This is a genomic window from Arthrobacter sp. ISL-72 (assembly GCF_018613755.1).
Taxonomy (GTDB): Bacteria; Actinomycetota; Actinomycetes; order Actinomycetales; family Micrococcaceae; genus Arthrobacter.
In genome coordinates this window covers 408,306-423,974 of sequence record NZ_JAGGPP010000006.1, presented here as the reverse complement: position 1 = coordinate 423,974, position 15,669 = coordinate 408,306, and the positions used below count along the sequence as shown (strand labels likewise).

Annotated in this window: 12 protein-coding genes; 7 read left to right on the top strand and 5 right to left on the bottom strand. The window is 65.1% G+C overall.

The window, feature by feature from the left end:
* Positions 1 to 83: 83 nt before the first annotated feature.
* From J7I92_RS07395 to J7I92_RS07380, 4 genes are all read left to right on the top strand, one after another.
* Complete coding sequence (locus J7I92_RS07395; protein ID WP_214838953.1) at positions 84 to 1,640, top strand: circularly permuted type 2 ATP-grasp protein; 1,557 nt, start codon at positions 84 to 86, stop codon at positions 1,638 to 1,640.
* A gap of 81 nt (positions 1,641 to 1,721) precedes the next feature.
* On the top strand, positions 1,722 to 2,648 hold the full coding sequence (locus J7I92_RS07390) for an alpha-E domain-containing protein (protein ID WP_214838951.1): 927 nt from the start codon (positions 1,722 to 1,724) through the stop codon (positions 2,646 to 2,648).
* Positions 2,645 to 3,496, top strand: a complete 852-nt coding sequence (locus tag J7I92_RS07385; protein ID WP_214838949.1) for a transglutaminase family protein — start codon at positions 2,645 to 2,647, stop codon at positions 3,494 to 3,496. Before J7I92_RS07390 ends, J7I92_RS07385 begins: the two co-directional genes overlap by 4 nt.
* 216 nt (positions 3,497 to 3,712) lie before the next feature.
* Positions 3,713 to 5,413: a GAF domain-containing sensor histidine kinase gene (locus tag J7I92_RS07380; RefSeq protein ID WP_214839096.1), complete on the top strand. Its 1,701-nt coding sequence runs from the start codon at positions 3,713 to 3,715 to the stop codon at positions 5,411 to 5,413.
* On the opposite strand, the gene J7I92_RS07375 is transcribed toward J7I92_RS07380, so the two are convergent.
* A complete protein-coding gene (locus J7I92_RS07375; protein ID WP_285290074.1) occupies positions 5,410 to 6,171 on the bottom strand; it encodes a response regulator transcription factor in 762 nt (253 codons plus the stop codon). The genes J7I92_RS07380 and J7I92_RS07375 overlap by 4 nt on opposite strands.
* Positions 6,172 to 6,439: 268 nt before the next feature.
* Between J7I92_RS07375 and J7I92_RS07370 the strand changes: the two genes are divergently transcribed.
* Positions 6,440 to 6,883, top strand: a complete 444-nt coding sequence (locus J7I92_RS07370) for a universal stress protein (RefSeq protein WP_214838947.1) — start codon at positions 6,440 to 6,442, stop codon at positions 6,881 to 6,883.
* A gap of 95 nt (positions 6,884 to 6,978) precedes the next feature.
* Here J7I92_RS07370 and J7I92_RS07365 read toward each other — a convergent pair whose 3' ends face one another.
* Together J7I92_RS07365 and glgC are read right to left on the bottom strand one after the other, a co-directional pair.
* Positions 6,979 to 8,430, bottom strand: coding sequence for an SDR family NAD(P)-dependent oxidoreductase (locus J7I92_RS07365; protein ID WP_214838945.1), 1,452 nt, complete (start codon positions 8,428 to 8,430; stop codon positions 6,979 to 6,981).
* A gap of 61 nt (positions 8,431 to 8,491) precedes the next feature.
* On the bottom strand, positions 8,492 to 9,919 hold the full coding sequence (glgC, locus tag J7I92_RS07360; RefSeq protein ID WP_311380192.1) for a glucose-1-phosphate adenylyltransferase: 1,428 nt from the start codon (positions 9,917 to 9,919) through the stop codon (positions 8,492 to 8,494).
* Positions 9,920 to 10,014: 95 nt separating this feature from the next.
* Here glgC and glgA point away from each other — a divergent pair, with 95 nt between their 5' ends.
* On the top strand, positions 10,015 to 11,211 hold the full coding sequence (glgA, locus tag J7I92_RS07355; protein WP_214838941.1) for a glycogen synthase: 1,197 nt from the start codon (positions 10,015 to 10,017) through the stop codon (positions 11,209 to 11,211).
* A gap of 97 nt (positions 11,212 to 11,308) precedes the next feature.
* Here glgA and J7I92_RS07350 read toward each other — a convergent pair whose 3' ends face one another.
* Both J7I92_RS07350 and J7I92_RS07345 read right to left on the bottom strand, forming a co-directional pair.
* Positions 11,309 to 13,420 (bottom strand): acyl-CoA dehydrogenase, encoded by a 2,112-nt coding sequence (locus J7I92_RS07350; RefSeq protein WP_214838939.1) that lies wholly within the window; start codon positions 13,418 to 13,420, stop codon positions 11,309 to 11,311.
* A gap of 105 nt (positions 13,421 to 13,525) precedes the next feature.
* On the bottom strand, positions 13,526 to 14,236 hold the full coding sequence (locus J7I92_RS07345; RefSeq protein ID WP_311380187.1) for a TetR/AcrR family transcriptional regulator: 711 nt from the start codon (positions 14,234 to 14,236) through the stop codon (positions 13,526 to 13,528).
* Between the two features lie 63 nt (positions 14,237 to 14,299).
* Here J7I92_RS07345 and J7I92_RS07340 point away from each other — a divergent pair, with 63 nt between their 5' ends.
* Positions 14,300 to 15,667: an acetyl-CoA C-acetyltransferase gene (locus J7I92_RS07340; RefSeq protein ID WP_214838937.1), complete on the top strand. Its 1,368-nt coding sequence runs from the start codon at positions 14,300 to 14,302 to the stop codon at positions 15,665 to 15,667.
* The last annotated feature ends 2 nt before the right edge of the window (positions 15,668 to 15,669 follow it).

The window sequence follows — 15,669 nt, the reverse complement described above, 5'->3', positions numbered from 1 at the left end:
CACGAACCGGGAGTGGTGCTTCCAACACGCCACAATGGGTGCCAGTAATGAATTCGAAACAAAAAGGTGGTTGGCTAATGACCATGTCTGACCTATTCCAGGATTACTCCGAGGCCGCCGGCCGCACAGGCGCCTACGACGAGATGTTTGCCCCCGGCCAGAAAGCCAGGAAGTCCTACGGACAGGTCGCAGGGGCGCTCCGTGAGCTGTCCCTCGCTGACGTCAGTGCCCGCGCCGACTCGATGGCGCGGACGTTCCTGGACCGCGGCGTCACCTTCGACTTCGCCGGGGAAGAGCGGCCGTTCCCGCTGGACATCGTGCCCCGGGTGATCCCTGCCGATGAGTGGAGCGTCCTCGAACAAGGAGTTGCGCAGCGGGTGCGCGCGCTGGAAGCCTTCCTCAACGACGTCTACGACAAGATGACGGTGGTTGCCGACGGCGTCATCCCGCGCCAGCTCGTCACGACGAGCGCCCACTTCCACCGCGCGGTGCACGGCTTCCAGCCGGCGGGCGGCGTGCGCGTCCACATCTCCGGGATCGACGTCGTCCGTGACGCCGCGGGAACCTTCCGCGTGCTGGAAGACAACGTGCGCGTGCCCTCGGGCGTGAGCTATGTGCTGGAAAACCGTCGGGCCATGGCCAAGGGCCTGCCCGAAGCCTTCGGCCAGCAACTGATCCGTCCCGTCGAGGAGTACCCCCGGCGGCTGCTTTCCGCGCTCCGCAAGACCGCACCGTCCGGCGTCGACGACCCCACGGTGGTGGTGCTCACTCCCGGCGTGTTCAACAGTGCATACTTCGAGCACACCCTGCTGGCCGGCCTCATGGGCGTGGAGCTCGTGGAGGGCCGCGACCTTATCTGCCGCGGGAACAGGGTCTACATGCGGACCACCGCCGGCGAACAGCGCGTTGACGTCATTTACAAGCGGATCGACGACGAGTTCCTCGATCCGCTGCAGTTCCGGGCTGATTCCATGCTCGGCTGCCCCGGCCTGGTGAATGCCGCCCGCGCGGGCGGCGTCACCATCGCCAACGCGGTAGGCAACGGTGTGGCGGACGACAAGCTCGTCTACAGCTATGTGCCTGACCTGATCCGCTACTACCTCAACGAGGAACCTGTGATCGCGAACGTGGACACGTTCCGGCTGGAGGAAAAGGAAGCGCGTGAGCACGTCCTGGACCGGCTCGATGAGCTCGTGGTCAAACCCGTGGACGGCTCCGGCGGCAAGGGCCTGGTCATCGGGCCCGATGCGTCCAAGGACGAACTGGGGGCGCTGCGTAAGCGCGTCATTGCCGATCCCCGCGGCTGGATTGCCCAGCCGGTCCTGCAGCTGTCTACGGTTCCCACCCTTAGCGGTGATAAGTTTGGCCCTCGGCACGTTGACCTGCGGCCGTTCGCCGTCAACGACGGCGACGACGTGTGGGTGCTTCCGGGGGGACTGACCCGCGTCGCCCTCAAGGAGGGCTCGCTGATCGTGAATTCCAGCCAGGGCGGCGGTTCCAAGGACACCTGGGTGCTGTCGGACTCGCTGCAGGTTCCGGTCGAAGCCCTGCCGAGGCCCTCGATCACGGTCCGCGAACGGGTCTCGGTCTGGCCGGTCGAAAGCAACTGGCGCGACCGCCAGACGGAGCAGCAGCAGTGACCCGCCGGTCCCCGGTGCAGCCCGCATCAATTTCGTCTTTTATGTTTGTGCAGATTTCGGACCCGCAGGAGGTAGCCGCACATGCTTAGCCGTATTGCCGAGTCCCTTTTTTGGATCGGCCGCTATGTCGAGCGGGCGGATGGCACCGCCCGCATCCTGGATGTCCACCTTGAGCGGCTCAACCACCTGCCCACGGAGGAGCGTGACAGTGTTGCGCGGGAACTCCTGGCGGTCATGGGAGCCCGGCCCGACAGTGAAGAATTCGGCCTCGAGGAGCTGCTGCACGCCCTCGCCTATGACAAGCAGAGCGCCACGTCCATCGCCGGCTCGCTGGGTGCTGCCCGCGAGAACGCACGCCGTGCCCGCGAAACGGTTTCCTCCGGCCTCTGGGAGAGCCTGAACACCACGTACTACGGCCTGAACCAGCACCGCAAGGACGTGGTGGGCACATACCGGTTCTGCCACTGGGTGCTGGAACGGACTGCCATGGTGAGCGGCCTGGCGGACACCACGGTCAGCCATGACGACAGCTGGCTGTTCCTGGCGCTCGGACGCTCCCTCGAACGCGCCGACATGACGGCCCGGATGCTCTCGACCCGCGATGTGCTTTCCGCGGGCATGTCGTGGGTGAACATGCTCCGCTGCGCGGGCGCGTATGAATCCTTCCTGCGGACCCGCCGGGCTGCCTTCGGTGACCAGCATGCCGCCGAGTTCCTGCTGCTGGACCGGCTGTTCCCGCGGTCCATTGTCTATGCACTTCGGGATGCCGATGATTGCCTGGCGAAACTTGATCCCTCCGCCCAGCGCGTCGGCTTCATTAATGACGCGCGCCGGATCGTGGGCCAGGCGCGCACCTTCCTGGAGTTCCACCGCACGGACGACCTCATGTCCGAACTGCCGGAGCACATGGAGCGCGTCCAGAAGGCTGTGTCGCAGGCTTCCGACGCCATTTCCCGTAAGTACTTCAATCAGGCGGACGAACTGGCCTGGGTGGGAGAAGTTTCATGACCCGGCTGAGCATCATCCACAAGACCGGCTACAAATACAACAAGCGCGTCACGCTCTCGTACAACGAGGCCCGCATGACGCCGCTGACGGATCCGCAGCAGGTGGTCCTGGAATCGTCCATGAAGGTTGCGCCGTCGCAGGCCGCCATCAGCAGCTACCGCGACTACTGGGGAACCAGGGTCACCGCCTTCGACATGCAGATGCCGCACGAGTACCTCGAGGTGGTTGCCACCACCACGGTCGAAGTCCACCGCGCCGAACGTATCCCGGCGGAGGGCGACATCGTCTCCTGGGACCTGCTGCAGGCGCCTGAGACACTCAACCAGTTCAGCGACTGGATCCCGCAGTCCCGGCTCAGCGGCCCGGGTGACGAAGTCCTCGGCATCATTCCCGGCGTCGTCGAAGGCAAGAACCCGCACGAGGCCGCCATGGCCATCTTCGAGTGGATGCGCGGGGAGATGACCTACATGACGGGCTCCACCGGGGTCACAACCAACGCTGCCCAGGCATGGGGCCAGCGCCAGGGCGTCTGCCAGGACCTGGCGCAACTCGCCGTCGGCGCGCTTCGCAGCTGCGGGATCCCCGCGCGGTATGTTTCCGGTTACCTTCACCCGCGTTCGACGGCGGACATCGGCGAGACGGTTGCCGGGCAGTCCCACGCGTGGCTTGAGTGGTGGGACGGTGCATGGCGCAGCTGGGATCCCACCAACCACAAACCGGCCGGTGACTTCCACGTCACAGTGGCACGTGGCCGCGACTACCGCGATGTGCCGCCGCTGAAGGGAATCCTGTCAGGCGGCGGGGGATCGGCACTTAACGTGAGCGTGGAAATCACACGCCTGGCGTAGTTATTCGTACGCTGACCGGGTGGTGTCGTCGAGCGGTGTCCACCAGGTCAGCGGGGGAGTGCGTTCCGTGGTCAGGGCTGTCAAGGTTTTCTGACCCGGCCGGTTTTCGGCCTGCAGGGGCAGATATGGCCGGCTCCGCCCCGCAGAAAGCCTTAACGGTATTCTTGCCTCACACCGCCGGTGCGGACGGATGCGGTCAGGAGTTGGGTTGTGAACATGCACGCCAGTGGCGACGGTCCCGAGCGATACACGGCAGCGAGCGGCCAGAGGATCGAAGACCTGCTCAAGGATTTCGTCTCCCGGGCCGGTGAACTCCTCCAGTTCCAGGAACGCATGGGCGGGCTTCTCGAAGCGGTGGTGGCTGTTGCGGAGGATCTGAGCCTCGACGCAGTCCTGGAGCGTGTGGTCCAGTCCGCCTGCCAATTGCTGCATGCACGCTACGGGGCACTGGGGGTCATCGGGGATGACCGCGCCCTCAGCCCATTCATTACAGTCGGGATTAACGACGAACTCGCCCATCGGATTGGTCCTCTTCCCACGGGCCACGGCGTACTGGGACTGTTGATCTCGGATCCGCGTCCGCTGCGGCTCCATGACCTGCGTCGCCATCCGGAAGCGTACGGCTTTCCCGAACACCACCCGCCCATGCAGTCATTCCTCGGGGTTCCGGTCCGTGTACGCGATGTTGTCTTCGGAAACCTGTATCTGACTGAAAAGGAGGGCGGCGGTGATTTTACGGTGGAAGATGAGGAACTCGCCGTTGCCCTTGCGGCCGCTGCCGGTGTGGCCATTGAAAACGCGAGGCTTTACGATGACGCCAGGCGCCGGGCACAGTGGCTGGAAGCCTGCATGGACGTGTCCGGACTGATGCTGGGACGTGATCCGGCCTCGTCCTCCGGCGGCCTCGACCCAATTGCCGGAAGGGCCCTTCGGGAATCCGTTTCCCGGCTGGCGTTGATCGTGGAACCGTCCGCTGACGGTGTCGGCTATGTGGTTGCCGGGGCCAGCGGGAAAGACTCCGAGCTGTTTTCCGGCCTCCCGTTGTCCCTGGAATCGCAGGAACTTAAGGGTGTACTTGCCGGCGGTGAACCGCTGCTCGTGGATAACGCCGCTGACGTCCTGGGAGTCCTGGAGGGGACCCTGGCCGGTCCGCTCCTCGCCGTGGCGCTGAGCACCCAGGGTGCGCACCACGGAGTACTCCTGCTGGTGCGGGACTCCGGCGCCGGACCCTACAGCCGGACTGACGTCGAGATGGGCGCGGTTTTCGGCTCCCATGTGGCCTTGGCGCTTGAGCTCGCCAGGGTGCACCGGCTGCGGGAAGAGCTCCTGGTCTTTACCGACCGGGACCGTATTGCGCGCGATCTCCATGACCTCGTCATCCAGCGGCTCTTCGCCGCGGGCCTGAGCGTCCAAAGCCTGAACCGCTTCACTCAGGAAGACCTGGCCCTGGCGCGGATCCGCGCCGTCACCGGGGAACTGGATGAGGCCATCCGCAGCCTCCGCGACACCATCTACTCGCTCAGGACCGGCAATGGGGATACCGAGCTGCTCAGCGGCCGCCTCCGGCGCGTCACGAGGAACGCTGCCAAGTCGATGACGTTCACCCCCGGGCTGAGCCTGGAAGGCCCGGTCGACGCCGTCCTCCCGGACAAGGCCAACCATGTGGTGGCGGTGGTTTCGGAGGGCCTCAGCAACGCCATCCGCCACTCGGGGGCGGACTCCATCGACGTGTCAGTCTCAGCCCTGAACGGCAGGATGACCATCCTGGTCACTGACAACGGCGGCGGCCTGAAGGGCTCGGCAAAGCGCAACGGACTGAACAACATGGAGGAACGTGCCAGGATGCTGGACGGCACCTGCACCATCACGAGCGCTCCCGACGCCGGAACAAGCCTGGAGTGGTCAATTCCGCTTTAGCCCCGGCGCCCGTCGGTGTCGTGGCCCGGTGAGTAGGCGGCGGAATGGGCCGCGCCGGTGGTCCCAGCGGCGGAGGGGGCAGGCATCGCATTGTTGGCGATATAGACAGCCGCCTGCGTTCGCCGTTCAAAGCCCAATTTGGCCAGCAGCGACGACACGTAGTTCTTGACGGTCTTCTCCGCCAGGAACATTTCGGCCGCGATCTGCCGGTTGGTGAGCCCGCCCCCCACCAGCTCCAGCACACGCCGCTCCTGCGGTGTCAGTCCTGCAATCCTGGGGTCCACCTGCGGGGGCGTGACCAGGCTCTCCACTACGCTGGCGGCCACGCCGTCGTCGAACAGTGAGTCGCCGGCGGCCGCTCGGCGAAGCGCCCCAATAAGGTCGGTGCCGCCGATTTCCTTCAGGACATAGCCTCGCGCGCCGGCGAGGACGGCAGCGCGCAGCGCCTGCTCGTCGTCGAAGCTGGTGAGGATCAGGCAGTTCAGGTTCCGGTCCACAGACCGGACGTCCCGGCAGACCTCGATGCCCGTACCGTCCGGAAGGCGGGCATCGAGCACGCTGACATCGGGGTGCAGCGCCGGAATGTGCCGGGTCGCCTCAACGGCGGAACCGGAACTGCCCACCACTTGGAAGCCCTCGCCTTCAAGGAGCTCCTGCAGCCCCCGCCGGACAAGTTCGTGGTCATCCAGGATGAAGACGCTGATCAGGTCAGTGTCTACGCCCTCGGCGGAGGAACCCGGGTTTGCCCTGGCAATCATGCTCCTCCTGTCCGGCGGCCGGAGCTGCCAATATCGGTCCGCAGCCATCAGGCTGGTGCGGACAATTCCCATTATGTCTCCCCACGCCCAGTTTCCGTCGCCCGGCCCTGCAATTCTGGTAGACCGTTTTGCGGGCAACAAGGCTCCTTGGACCAAGCGCGCGTGTCTTTCGACCCTACCCGAGCCCCGTCCCGGCACACATCCTTGAAGTACACTTGGCGGCTTGGCCGTTGGGCTCCCGTCAAGATCGCCCGCGAAAGGGGAAGACATGAACGGGGCCAGGGACATCCGGACGATTGTTGTCGGCGTGGATGGTTCCGATACCTCGGTGGAAGCGCTGAAGCAGGCCCAAGGGCTGGCGGTGCACCTCGGAGCGCAGCTTGTGGCGCTGGCGTGCTGGGATTACCCGCCCGTGCACGACGGCTACGTGGCCATGGGGATCGACGACTTCGACGTGCGTGCCGGCGAAATCCTCCTGGAATCAATAGCGAAGGCCTTTGGCGCGCAGACGCCCCCGAACGTGGAAACCCGGCTGGTACAGGGACGCCCCCGGCATACCCTCATTGATGCCAGCAGGACCGCCGACATGCTGGTGGTGGGCAGACGCGGCCACGGAGGCTTCGGCGGGCTGCTGCTGGGCTCAGTGAGTTCTGCCTGCGTGGCCCACGCCCATTGCCCCGTACTCGTGGTGCACACGCCGGAAAAGCACTGATCCAGTGGTGCACACGCCGGAAAAGCACTGATCCAGGCTGTTCTCCGGCCGATCTCTTCACGAAGGCTGCCCGTCTACCCGATGCCGCGCGTCGCCTACCAGGGACTCGGCTTGTAGTCCTTGAGGAAGACACCGTACTGGTCTTCGCCTTTTTCGCCCATGACGATCGGATCGTAAACCCTGGCGGCGCCGTCCACGAGGTCCAGCGGCGCATGGAATCCTTCTTCCATGAGCCGGACCTTTGTGAAGTGCGGCCGCTCATCGGTGATCCACCCGGTGTCCACCGCGGTCATGAGGATGCCGTCGGAATCGAGCATTTCCTGCGCACTTGTCCGGGTCATCATGTTCAGCGCAGCCTTGGCCATGTTCGTGTGCGGGTGACCGGGGCCCTTGTAGGCCCGGGAAAACTGGCCCTCCATAGCGGAGACGTTCACGATGTACTTCCGGTGCGCGGTGGACCGCTTCATGGCAGCACGCAGCCGGCTCACCAGCAGGAAAGGCGCCGTCACGTTGCAGAGCTGCACTTCAAGCATCTCCAGTGGATCCACTTCGTCCACCACCTGCGTCCAGCTGTTGATGGTTGCGAGGTCCGGAACCAGGCCGCCGGCGTCAATGGCCGTGCCCGAGGCAATCCGCTCCAGCGACGCGGACCCCGTGGACAGGGCGAGGGAGGTGATGGCATCTCCGGCGAGGACGGGGTGCTCCATGACGCTGCTGGCCAGGGCCAGGGGATGTTTGTCATGGGCGTGGCCAAACGTCACCAGCTCCGGGCCGCCGTTCACTGCTTCAAGGGCTGCGGGCAGGGGCTCATCCTCGGCGTCAACCAGCGGCTTGTAGGCGTTGCCGGACCGGCGGACAGTCTGGGCCGCATTGTTGATGATGATGTCCAGCGGGCCTGCAGCGTCAAGGGAATCAGTCAGAGCCATTACCTGGGACGGATCACGGAGATCGATGCCCACAATCCTGAGCCGATGGAGCCAGTCACCGCTGTCCTCCATGGCCGCGAACCGTCGGGCCGCATCCTTCGGAAAACGCGTGGTGATGGTGGTGTGCGCACCGTCCCGGAGCAGACGCAGGGCGATGTACATGCCGATTTTGGCCCGGCCGCCCGTGAGCAATGCACGGCGGCCCGTGAGATCTGTGCGGGCGTCGCGCTTGCTGTGGCTGAATGCAGCACATTCAGGGCACAGTTGGTGGTAGAAGGCGTCCACCTGGGTGTAGTGCTTCTTGCAGATATAGCACGGGCGGGACCGGATCAGGTGCCCGGCAACGTTGCCCGTGGCGGATGGTTCCAGCTTGTTTCCCCGGGTTTCGTCATCGATCCGGTCCGGAGCTGCGGTGGCAGTCTGCGCGATGATTGCACGGTCCGCTTCGGCGATCAGGTCACGCTTGGTGACCCGGCGATGGCGCTTGACGGCCTTGAACATCTTGCCGGTGGCGCGGCGTACCGAGACGTAGTCAGGGTGTTCCTCGTCGTAGGCGTGGATGGTGTTAAGAACCTTGAGGCAGGCCTGGATGTCCTCAGGCGTCAAATCGGGGGAGTTCATTGTTCCAATTTTACAGCCTGCGGATCCTCCGGCCCGCCTCAGGGTTCACTGCAGTCTGGGCTCAGGGGGTCGTCGTGATGGACTCCTTGTCGGGGACAGTCACACCCACGGCCGCGGCCTGAGCTTCGCCCACCTTCTCCATGGAATCCCGGGCCTCCGGCCAGTTCTGCGTTGCCGCCTTCACCGCGTTGGGGACCAGGTGCAGGTTGGCAGCTGACAGCGCGCGCTCGGCTTCGTCGGGCTCAGGGACCTCCTGGCCCTTGGACAGCACGGTGATGCCCGAGTCCGTCACCTTGAATCCACGTGCGCGGTCACGTTCCGGATCCAGGCCGATCGCAGCACCCGCGGGCACCTTGACGTTCTTGTCGATGATGGCGCGATTCACCACAGCACCCTCGCCGATCTGGACCTTATCCATCAGGACCGAATCCACGACGCGGCTTGCCGTTCGGACGTAGACATCGTTGGACAGGACCGAGCCCTCCACGATGCCGCCAGAGATGACCACGCCGCTGGCAACGATCGAGTCAAGGGCCGTTCCCACAGTGTTGTTGTCGCCGCGGACGAACTTGGCGGGCGGGGAGATGCTCTGCCGCGTATAGATGGGCCATTCGGAGTTGTACAGGTTGAACACCGGGAGGGGCGAGATCAGGTCCATATGGGCGTCGTAGAAGGAGTCGATGGTACCGACGTCACGCCAGTATGTGCGGTCCCGCTCGGTGGAGCCCGGAATGTCGTTGAGCGTGAAGTCGTAGACACCTGCCTCACCCTTGTTGACGAAGTACGGAATGATGTCGCCGCCCATGTCGTGCTTGGTGTCGAGGCGCTCGGCGTCAACGTGCAGCGCATCCACCAGGGCATCGGCGTCGAAAACATAATTGCCCATCGAGGCGAGGAACTGGGTGGGATCCGCGGCCAGTCCGGGAGTCGAGGCAGGCTTCTCCACGAAAGCTGCGATCTTCTGCGGATCCTGCTGGTCAACCTCGATGACGCCGAACTGGTTGGCCATGTTCAGCGGCTGGCGCACGGCAGCAACGGTGGCCTTGGCACCGCTCAGAACGTGCTGCTCCACCATCTGGGCGAAGTCCATCCGGTAGACGTGGTCCGCACCGACCACAACAACGATGTCGGGGTTGGCGTCATGGATCAGGTTCAGCGACTGGTAGATGGCGTTGGCGCTGCCCAGGAACCAGCTCTTGCCCACGCGCTGCTGGGCGGGGACGGACGCGACGTAGTTTCCCAGCTGCGTGGACATTCGCCACGTTTCGGAAATATGCCGGTCCAAGCTATGGGATTTGTATTGCGTAAGCACCACGATCTGTAAGTAGCGCGAATTGACGAGGTTGGACAGCGCAAAGTCAATTAGCCGGTAGCTCCCGGCAAAGGGCACGCCGGGTTTGGCCCTGTCAGCCGTCAATGGCATTAGACGGTTTCCCTCGCCGCCCGCGAGGACAATAGCCAGGACTTTCTTATTCAACGGCATGGTGATAACTCCCTGTACGCCTTCGTAACTCCCCAAAGATCCGGCACGCCCGGATTCCTTCACACTAGAACAGATACGCCGTAAGGACTACCTTGGGTATCGTGCGAATAGACATTGTGACTAAAGAGTTCCCGCCTGAGATTTACGGCGGCGCCGGGGTCCATGTGGCTGAATTGAGCCGTGTGCTGGCCAACCATGTGGATTTGCAGGTGCGGGCCTTCGGGGCGCCCCGGGATCCCGATTACCACGGGGCGAAGGTGACGTCCTATTCGGTTCCGGAGGACCTGGGTGCCGCCAACGCGGCCGTCCAGACCCTCGGAGTGGACCTGCGCATCGTCCCCGACATCGCCGGTGCCGACCTGGTGCATTCGCACACGTGGTACGCCAACATGGCCGGCCACCTGGCCTCGCTGCTGCACGGCATCCCGCATGTGCTGAGCGCCCACAGCCTTGAGCCGCTTCGGCCGTGGAAGGCAGAACAGCTCGGCGGCGGCTACGCCCTGTCCTCCTGGGTGGAAAAAACCGCGTATGAGGCCGCCGCGGCCATCATCGCCGTGTCCGAAGGGATGCGCCAGGACATCCTCCGCAGCTACCCCAAGGTCGATCCGGCCAAGGTCCGCGTGGTGCACAACGGCATCGACGTCGAGCTTTGGCAGCGCGACGAGGGCGATGACGCCATCCGCGCCCTGGGCATCGACCCTGATCTGCCCAGCGTGGTCTTCGTGGGCCGCAACACCCGCCAGAAGGGCGTTCCGTACCTGCTTCGTGCCGCCGCCAAGCTGCCGGCCGACGTCCAGCTCGTCCTCTGCCTTGGCGCGGCGGACACCCCGGAGCTGGCAGCGGAAACCGCCCGCCTGATCGAGGAGCTCCAGAGCCAGCGCACCGGCGTCGTACTCATTGAGCGGATGCTGCCCCGCCACGAGCTGATTCAGGTGCTCAGCCATGCAACAGCCTTCGCGTGCCCGTCCATCTACGAGCCGCTCGGCATCGTCAACCTGGAGGCCATGGCCTGCGGCGCGGCGGTGGTGGCCAGCGCCACCGGAGGCATCCCCGAGGTTGTCCAGCACGGCGAAACGGGACTGCTGGTGGAACTGGAACAGGTGACCGACGGCACCGGAACACCGCTGGACCCCGAGAAGTTCGTCCACGAGTTTGCCACGGCACTCACCGAGGTGGTGTCCGATCCGGAGCGCGCCCGTGCCATGGGGGAGGCCGGCCGACGCCGGGCGGAGGAGCACTTCTCCTGGGAGTCCATTACCCAGACCACCCTCGAGGTGTACCGTTCGGTGCTTTCCTGACCCCTAATCCGAAGCTGAATGGAGGACGACGGCGCCGCTCCCGCTCAGGGGGAGCGGCGCCGTCGTGGTTCCCGGGTTGCTTGGCCTCCGTCGGAGCCTAGCGCCGCGACGCCTTGGCTGCCGCCTGCTTTGCCAGCAGGACTTTTTCGTCCACGGGGGCCTTGCCGTCGGCGCGCTGGCTGCGGAAATACGCCCGGGCCTCGTCCTGCCGGGTCCGTTCGGCACCGGTGGCAATCGCCGCACGGACGTGTTCGGGTCCGTAGCCGAAGGCATCCACCAGATCGAGGGCGTGCGGGCGGATCTTGACCAGGAGGCGGTTGATGTACTCGCCCACCGTGCGCCCGCGCTGCATCGACAGGCGCCCGTTCATGAGGTACCAGGACAGGTTCTTCTCAATGAGCGAAAGGCCGAACAGGTCCCGGAGCCACGTCAGGACACGCTTCGTGCCTGGGTCGTTCACATTTGCCAAGGCTTCCGTGAAGGCTTCCCACTGCAGCAACTCCGCGTGCGCCTGCGCTGCTTCGATCAGTTCATGCTGATGCTGGTTGAAGAGTGCTGCTGCCTGCTGCTGCGGCAGCCTGTTGGTTCCCTTGAGGGCCCCGCCGACTTCGGCAATCATGGTCTGTACCCGGTCGGTCAGCAGCAGCCGCTGGGTGTCCTCGTCCCGGAGCGCGATGGCCGCCTTCTGAACCGACCCGGTGTCGGCCATGAACTGGGCAACCTGGCGAAGTCCGGTCCGGTGAACTGCGGCGCCGGCTGCCTGGCTTACCACGTAGCGGGCCAGCACGCCGACGTCGAGGCTGCGGAATTCCTTTGCGTAATCCGCGAGGAGACGCTTGGCCACAAGCTGGAGCAGGACGGTGTTGTCGCCTTCGAACGTGACATAAACGTCCAAGTCCGCCCGGAGGGATGCGAAGCGGTTTTCAATCAGGAACCCTGCCCCGCCGCATGCTTCACGGCACTCCTGGAGAGTATCAAGGGCGTGCCAGGTGCTGAGCGGCTTGAGCGCGGCGGCCAGTGTTTCCAAATCCTGGCGGTCTTCGTCCGTGTCATGCGCCCCGGAGAAGACGTCGTCGAACTTCTGCAGCAGTTGCTCGTGGGCGAAGCCGGCGGCATAGGTGGTGGCAAGCCGGGTGAACAGCCGGCGCTGATGGCGCTGGTAGTCCAGCAGCACTTCTTCCTCCGTGTGCGAGGAGGCATTGAACTGGCGGCGCTCGGTGGCGTACTGAATGGCGGTCTTGAGGGCGAGCTTGCTGGCGGCCACCGCGGCGCCGTCCAGGGACACGCGGCCCTGGACCAGCGTGCCCAGCATGGTGAAGAAGCGGCGGCCCGGGCTGGAGATGGGCGAGGTGTAGGTGCCGTCGGCGTCAACGTTGCCGTAGCGGTTGAGCAGGTTCGTGCGCGGAATGCGGACATTACTGAAATGCAGCCGTCCGTTGTCGATGCCGTTCAGTCCGCCCTTGACGCCGTCGTCTTCACCGCCGATGCCGGGAAGGAAGTCCTTGGTTTCCGGATCGCGCAGGTCCACGTAGAACGCGTGCACCCCGTGGTTGACGCCGTTCGTCACGAGCTGGGCGAACACGACGGCGCCGAGCCCGTCGATCGCCGCGTTGCCGATGTAGTCCTTCCAGGCGGCACGGACGGGGGTGTTCAGCACGAATTCCTGAGCCGCCGGGTCGAAGGTTGCCGTGGTGGCAATGCTCGCGACATCGGACCCGTGCCCCGTTTCAGTCATCGCGAAGCAGCCGGGGATGTCCATGTTCATGATGCCGGGCAGCCACTTGGCGTGGTGCTCCGCGGTACCCAGGTGCAGCACGGCTGAACCGAAGAGCCCCCACTGGACACCGGCCTTGATCTGGAGCGAAGGATCGGCGGTGACGAGTTCCTCGAACCCGGCGATGTTGCCGCCGTGATCGTCCGATCCGCCCAGGGAGGCGGGAAAAGCACGGTGGACGGCGCCGTTCTCAACCAGGTACCTGAGCTGCCCGAAAGCACGCTTCCGGTGTTCGGTATGGGTGAGACCCTCGGTCTTATGCAGCTCGGGTCGGCCGGACAGCTGGCGGGAGTGCCGTCGGATGTCCGCCCACTTGCCCAGCAACTGCTCGCCCAGCGCGGCGACGTCGACGGCGGTCGTACCGCCGGCAGGTTGCTGGTCGCGGCCCGCGGAGCGGCCCGCCTGGCCGGCAGGGCGGTCAACTACATCAGTCATGTCGATTCCTTCTTTGGTTCGGACAATTCTTGTAACGCGGTGATTCCGTGTGCACTAACGGGGAACTCACGATGCGGAGGAGCCGCACGTCACGGCTGTTTGTTGCTAGACGACGGGGTTGTTTGCTGCCACGGTTTCCAGTTCCGGGGCAATCCCGAAGCACAGCCAATCGGTGATCTGGCGGGCCATGGTCTCCTGATCGGGTTTGCCAGGAGACTCCGGAGTGCCCAGCCACTGCTCTCCGGCATTCCGGACGAGTCCAATCGCAGCGGTGGGCCAGTAACCGACCACGGCCTCCTTGCCGGTGCCGAGGTGCGCGCGCATGGGCCGCTCGATCATGTCGCGGACTTCCTCGAAGAAGTGGCCAAGGGCGCCGGCCGCTGCGATGCCGCCGGTGGCCGTGCCGGACTCCCCGGCTGGGTGCGCGGTGACGAACGTGTAGACATTCGGGCTGGTTTCGGCCATCTGCAGGTACGCGGACACCATGGCCAGCAGCCCCTCCCTGGGCGTCTGGGCACTCTGGGCGGCCTCCTGGATGCGGCGCTGCATCTGGCCGAGGACCACCTCACCCACTGCCTGCTGCAACCCCGCCTTGTCGCCAAAATAGCGGTAAAACACTGATTTGGACGTCCCCGCAGCGGCGGCTATGTCCTCCATGGAAGCGTCGCTGCCCAGCGTGTGGACCGCTTTCCGCGTGGACTTGATGAGTTCGCGGCGGCGCTCCTCCCGGTGCGACTGCCAGCGCGCCGCCCGGCCATCGACCGCGGGGCCGGCGGCGGAGATGGGCGCGGAAAAACCGGCATGGGGGATGTTCACGATACCCAGCGTATCAGGTACGCTGGGTATCGGTAACCAGCGTTGAGCAAAAGGAGACAGCACATGTCCTTCACCGGACAGTCCGCAACCGGACCAGAGGAATCAACCGCCCGCCCAGCAGCCGCGTCCCAGCGAGGTCTGCGCAGGGCTGTAGTGGTGGGTGGAAACCGGATTCCGTTTGCCCGCACCGGCGGCGCCTACACCAAGTCCTCCAACCAGGACATGCTGACTACAGCGCTGGATGGCCTCATCGCCCGTTTTGGTCTCCAGGACGAACGCATCGGCGAGGTTGCAGCAGGCGCCGTGCTCAAGCATTCGCGCGACTTCAACCTCACGCGCGAAGCGGTGCTGGGCTCGGCCCTCTCCGCGGAAACGCCCGCCTACGATCTCCAGCAGGCCTGCGCCACGGGGTTGGAAACGGTCCTCGGCCTAAGTAACAAGATCAGGCTGGGCCAGATCGATTCAGCCATTGCCGGAGGGGTGGATTCCGCCTCCGATGCACCGATTGCCGTAAGCGAGGGCCTCCGCGAAGTTCTGCTGGACCTTAACCGTGCCAAGACCCTGCCCCAGCGGCTTCGGGTCCTGAGCCGCCTCCGCCCGAAGGACCTGGCACCGGATGCGCCCAACACCGGTGAACCCCGGACCGGCCTTTCGATGGGCGAACACCAGGCCCTCACCACGGCGCAGTGGAAGATCACCCGGGAAGCCCAGGACGAGTTGGCGTACAACAGCCACCGCAACCTTGCCGCCGCCTACGACGCCGGCTTCTTCGATGATCTGTTGACCCCGTACCGGGGCCTGAGCCGGGATTCGAATCTGCGCGCGGATACGACGCTTGAAAAGCTGGCAACGCTCAAGCCGGTGTTCGGCAAGAACCTTGGCGCCGAAGCAACCATGACGGCGGGCAATTCCACACCGCTCACCGACGGGGCGTCCACCGTGCTGCTGGCCTCGGAGGAATGGGCGGATGCCCACGAACTGCCCAAGCTGGCAGCGGTAATCGACGGTGAAGCGGCCGCTGTGGACTTCGTCCACGGCAAGGACGGATTGCTGATGGCTCCGGCGTTCGCGGTGCCGCGCCTCCTGGCACGCAACGGGCTGACGCTGGACGACATCGACTTCTTCGAGATCCATGAGGCCTTCGCAGGCACCGTCCTCAGCACCCTGGCCGCCTGGGAAGACGAGGAATTCGGACGCACCCGGCTTGGCCTGGAGGGCGCATTGGGCAGCATCGACCGGTCCAAACTGAACGTGAACGGTTCCTCGCTGGCTGCGGGGCATCCGTTCGCCGCCACCGGAGGGCGGATCGTGGCCACCCTGGCCAAGATGCTTTGCGAAAAGGGTCAGGTGGACGGACGCCCGGCGCGTGGCCTGATATCCATTTGCGCCGCCGGCGGCCAAGGCGTCGTCGCCATTCTTGAAGCACTGTAGGA